Raw genomic sequence first — 4919 nt, 5'->3', positions numbered from 1 at the left:
GGCCGCGAGGGCCCGCAGCGCCGCGTACGCGTCGCCGTCGCCGGCCGGCCACACCCCCGCTGTCTGCGTTGCTGGCGGCTGCTCGCGCCGGGGACCGCGCCCGCCCCCGCTGTCTGCGTTGCTGGCGGCTGCTCGCGCCGGGGGCCGCAGATCGAACCTGTCAACTCTGCGGATTCGCGGAGATTCCCGTCTGAATGAACGGATCCTGTTGTGCGCCAAACTGTTTGCTGGCGGAGAACTGACTACTACGGTTTGTCATCGACGTTGGTCGGCGGTAATTTACTGCACCGCTTGGGAATTCGTATTCTGCGCTTCGACGGTCAAAGGGGCGTCGTGTGATGACACAGCCACAAGTTCAAGTATTCGGTCCACTACAGGTCTTGTCAGGTGGACGCGCGGCCCGCATCGGCGCGTGGCGGCAAAGAGCGATACTCGGTCGATTGGTGCTCGCGGGCGGCAGAACGCTCGGCACCGACCGATTGATCGAGGATGTCTGGGAAGGGGATCCGCCGCCGCAGGCCCCCTCGGTGTTACAAGTACAAATTCACAATCTGCGGCGCGTACTGGAGCCCGCGCGAAGACCCCGCTCGCCCGCGCGCATTCTGGTCTCCGAGGGCAGCGGGTACGCGCTGCGTCTGGATTCCGGGAATGTCGACGCGTGGCGGTTCGAGGCGCTGCTTCGCCAATACGAGGAGCGCATGCGCGATCCCGCGGACCGGCCGAATCCGCGAGAGCGTCACCGAATGCTGGACGCGGCACTGGATTGCTGGCAGGGCGACGCATTCGAATCCTTCGCCAGCGCCTCGTGGGCGGCCGCGGAAGTGGCGCGACTGACCGACTTGCGTGCCACCGCGATCGAGATGCGCGCCCAAGCCGCGCTCGAACTCGATCGCGTCGGAGAAGTCGTGGCGGTATTGCGGCCCCAGGCCGAGGAATCCCCGGGGCGGGAAGAGAGCGCGCGCCTGCTGGCATTGGCGCAATACCGGATGGGCAGGCAGGTCGAGGCTTTGGCCACCGTGCGCCGGACCCGGGATTACTTGCGATCGGAATTCGGAATCGATCCGGGGGCGCGGCTGGCCGCGTTGGAATCGGCAATTCTGAAGCACAGTGTGGGCGCCGACGAGCTGCTCGAGCGTGTCGAATTACCGATAGCTGTCTCCGAAAATCCGTTGCGTGCGGCCGAGCTCGCGATCGCCGAGCCGAATATGGCCGGGGAGGAAGCATTTTCGGAGTCCTCGTTCTATCCGGGGCAGCGCGCGGCCATCCGAGCGGCCGCGACGGAGGCCCGGGCCGGGGACATGCGGGTGATCTGGCTGGTGGGCGAGGCGGGCACCGGCAAGACCTCGCTGGCGCGGGGCACGCTGGCGGAGTTGGCGGCGGACGGCTGGACGGTCGCCTACGGCCGGGCGTCGGAGATCGACGGCGCACCGGCGGCCTGGGCCTGGACGGAGGTGCTGGCCGACCTGGGCGGCGCGAACGACCCTGGGGGACGGTCGGATCCGTTCACCATAGTGCGGGGCGTGACCAGTCGCTGCCGTGAGCTGATCCGTCACACCCCCGTGGCCGTGGTGGTCGAGGACCTGCACCGCGCGGACGCGGGCACCCTGCAGGCGTTGCGGCAGCTGGTGAGCTGGTTGCAGCACACACCTGTACTCATTCTGGTGACCTCGCGCGGGCCGGAGGACTCGCCGGCGCTGCGGGCCACCCGCGCGGCCCTGGCCGACCGGCTGACCGCACAACTGGAACTGACGGGACTGGATGTGGCCGGTACCCGCAAGATCGCGCAGGACGCCGGCCTGCTGGCACTGGACGCGGAGGCGCTGAGCACCCTGCACAGCCGCACCCGCGGCAATCCGTTCTTCGTGCGGGAGATGTCCAAACTCATGGTGGCGCAAAGTGATTCGAAGGCCATGCCGGAGAGCGTGCGGGCCGTGCCGGAGAGCGTGCGGGCCGTGCTGGGCGAGCGGATCGCCGGCCTGTCGGGGGCGGCGCGGACCGTATTGCAGTACATCGCGGTATGGGGCCGGGCGGTGGATGTCGAGATCCTGGCCGCGCTGTCCGGGATCGCCGAGGACGATCTGATCGATCGGGTCGACGCCGTGGTGGCCGCGGGACTGGCCGGATTCGACGCGTGGGGGCGGGTCGAGTTCTCCCACATCCTCATCCGTGACACCGTCTACGACGCCATCCCCACCCTGCGCCGCTGCCGGATGCACTGGGACGCGGTGGAATTCCTCGAGCAGCACGGCGGCGGCACGATCGGGGGCTGTGATCGGGAACTGCTGGCGTTCCACGCGGCGCGCGGGGCGGGGCGCGCGACCGCCGCCCGCGCACTGGTCCACGTGGTGGCCGCGGCGCGGCGCTGCGGGCGGCGGGGGCTGCGCGCGGACGCGGTCGGCCTGTGGCGCTCCATCGTGATGCTGCACGAGCTCGCCGGGCACACCACGGCCTCCGCGGCGCGGCCGGATCGGCTGGAGTTGCTCGACGCGCTCTGCGAACTGACCGGCGCGCTGGCCTACGACGGCCGGACCCTGGCGGCGCGCGCGGTGCGCGAACGCGCCGTCGAACTCGCGATGGAACTGGGTGGCGACGATCTGCTCGTATGCGCGCTCACCTGCTGGGACGCGCCCGCGATCTGGAGTGTGCGGGACTGGACCGCCACCGACCGGCGCGTGCGCGACGCGCTCGAGGCCGCGCTCGGCAGGACCGAGTCGGGGGAGTTGCGCGCCCGGCTGCTGATCGCCGCGGTCTACGAATCGGAGTCCGACGGCGACGTCACCAGGATGTACGAACGGGCCTGCGCCGCAGTCGATCTGGCGCACGCCGCGGGCGACGTCGAGCTGGTGTGCGCGGCGCTGAACGCGGTCGCGTACACCATCACCGGTCCGGCCGCGCTGGACCGCTGGCGGCACACCGCCGGTGAGCTGCTGCGGGCCGCCACCCGCGCCGGTCTGTCCGACTATGTCGCCCTCGGGCACTATCTGCACTTCCGGGCCGCCTGCCGCGACAGCGACCTGCGGGCGGCCGGGCATCACGCGGCCGAAGCGCTCGACGGCGCGGCCGACGGCCAGTTGCGGCCGCTGCTGGACATCCTGCTCTCGTTCGCGGCCGTGCTCGAGGTGCTGCGCGGGGATCTGGACGCCGCCGAGGCGGGCTACCGGTTGTTCGACGCCCGCATGCGCCAGGCGGGGGTCGCCAACGCGGAAGTGGTGGCGCTGGTGGGCCCGCTGACGCTGGCCTGGGCACGCGGGGACCTCTCGGTGCTGCGCGAAGATATTGCGGCACTGTTCGATTCGGACCCGGGGAGGTGGGGGCAGCTGTACACGCTGGCGCTGCTGCACGCCGGCGAGGCCGAGCAGGCGCAGTCGCTGTTCGAACGGCACACGGAGATCCGCCGCGACTTCTACTGGCAGCTGATGACGGTGCTGCGCGCGTACGCCGCGATCGCGCTCGGCGATCTCGAGGTGGCGGGTGAGCTGCTGACGGTGCTGCGGCCCTACGGCGGCACGCTCGTCGGGTTCGACAGTGGCGCACTGTATCTCGGACCGATGGATGCGCTGCTGGCGGAGCTGGCCGAGCTGTGCGGGGATGCGGAGGCGGCACGCTCGCATCGTGTCGCGGCCGAGAATCTGCTGCGGCGGGTGCGCTCGGACATCGACGCCCTGGATCTGCGCATGGAATTGCGGCAGCCGCCGGAGCCCGGCCGGTGCCGCGGCGAGAAAATCGATTGCGGGTGAACGGCGCCGCCCGGCAACATGTCGGGCATGTTCGCGCAGCCCATCGCTACTCACCCCGCAGTCGCGGGTGCGATGGCCGCTGCCCTGACCGGCTCTTTCGATGCCCTGACCGGTGCGGCCGCAGCTCTGGCTGCCGCATTCGACGGCGCACGACGCTGACCTTCTCCGGGACGTCCCGGACCTCAGACGGGGAAGGTCGGCTCGCTGCTGAGGTCCCTCGACATCGCAACTCCCGGTTGGAGATTCATCATGGCCAAGCAGGCCTACGTCCGCACCAAGCCGCACGTCAACATCGGCACCATGGGTCACGTCGACCACGGCAAGACCACCCTCACCGCCGCCATCACCAAGGTGCTCGCCGAGCGCGGCGGGCTCGCCTTCGTCCCGTTCGATCGCATCGACCGCGCGCCGGAGGAGATCGAGCGCGGCATCACCATCAATATCGCCCACGTCGAATACGAAACGGCCACAAGGCATTACGCGCACGTGGACATGCCCGGTCACGCCGACTTCGTGAAGAACATGATCACCGGCGCGGCGCAGCTCGACGGGGCGATCCTGGTGGTGTCCGCCGACGACGGCGTCATGCCGCAGACCGGTGAGCACGTGCTGCTGGCCAAGCAGGTGGGTGTCGAGCACATCGTGGTCGCGCTCAACAAGGCCGACGTCGCCGACGGCGAGCTGCTGGAGTTGATCGAGCTCGAGGTGCGAGAGCTGCTGTCCGCCAACGGATACGACGGCGACGGCGCTCCCGTGATCCCGGTCTCCGGGCTGCGCGCGCTGCAGGGCGACGAGCACTGGGCCGGGCAGCTGCTGCGGCTGCTCGACGCGGTGGACGAGTACGTGCCGATGCCGGTGCGCTACACCGACGCGCCGTTCCTCATGCCGGTGGAGAACGTGCTCACCATCACCGGACGCGGCACGGTCGTGACCGGAGCGGTGGAACGCGGGCGCATCCGCGCGGGCGAGCGGGTGTCGGTGCTCGGCTTCGGCGGCCAGTTCGAGGCCGTGGTCACCAGCGTCGAAACCTTCGGCCGGACCATGGAATCCGCGGAGGCCGGGGACAATGTGGCGCTGCTGCTGCGCGGTGTGCAGCGCGGTCAGGTGGCGCGCGGGCAGGTGGTCGCGGCGGTGGTCCGCGTACGCTTCGAGATCGAGGGTATCGATCTCGAGCACCGGCAC

Annotated in this window: 3 protein-coding genes; all 3 read left to right on the top strand. The window is 70.2% G+C overall.

Annotated features, from left to right (window positions below; genetic code table 11):
• Positions 1-380: 380 nt before the first annotated feature.
• On the top strand, positions 381-3737 hold the full coding sequence (locus ACWELQ_RS38030) for a BTAD domain-containing putative transcriptional regulator (RefSeq protein WP_452401859.1): 3357 nt from the start codon (positions 381-383) through the stop codon (positions 3735-3737).
• A gap of 27 nt (positions 3738-3764) precedes the next feature.
• Positions 3765-3896: a hypothetical protein gene (locus ACWELQ_RS38025; protein WP_452401858.1), complete on the top strand. Its 132-nt coding sequence runs from the start codon at positions 3765-3767 to the stop codon at positions 3894-3896.
• A gap of 90 nt (positions 3897-3986) precedes the next feature.
• On the top strand, positions 3987-4919 hold a 933-nt coding region (locus tag ACWELQ_RS38020; RefSeq protein WP_452401857.1), incomplete at its 3' end, for an elongation factor Tu.

The sequence above is a fragment of the Nocardia sp. NPDC004722 genome, from assembly GCF_053601505.1.
Note: the sequence above shows the minus strand (reverse complement) of the source record. Positions and strands in the feature narration are given on the sequence as shown.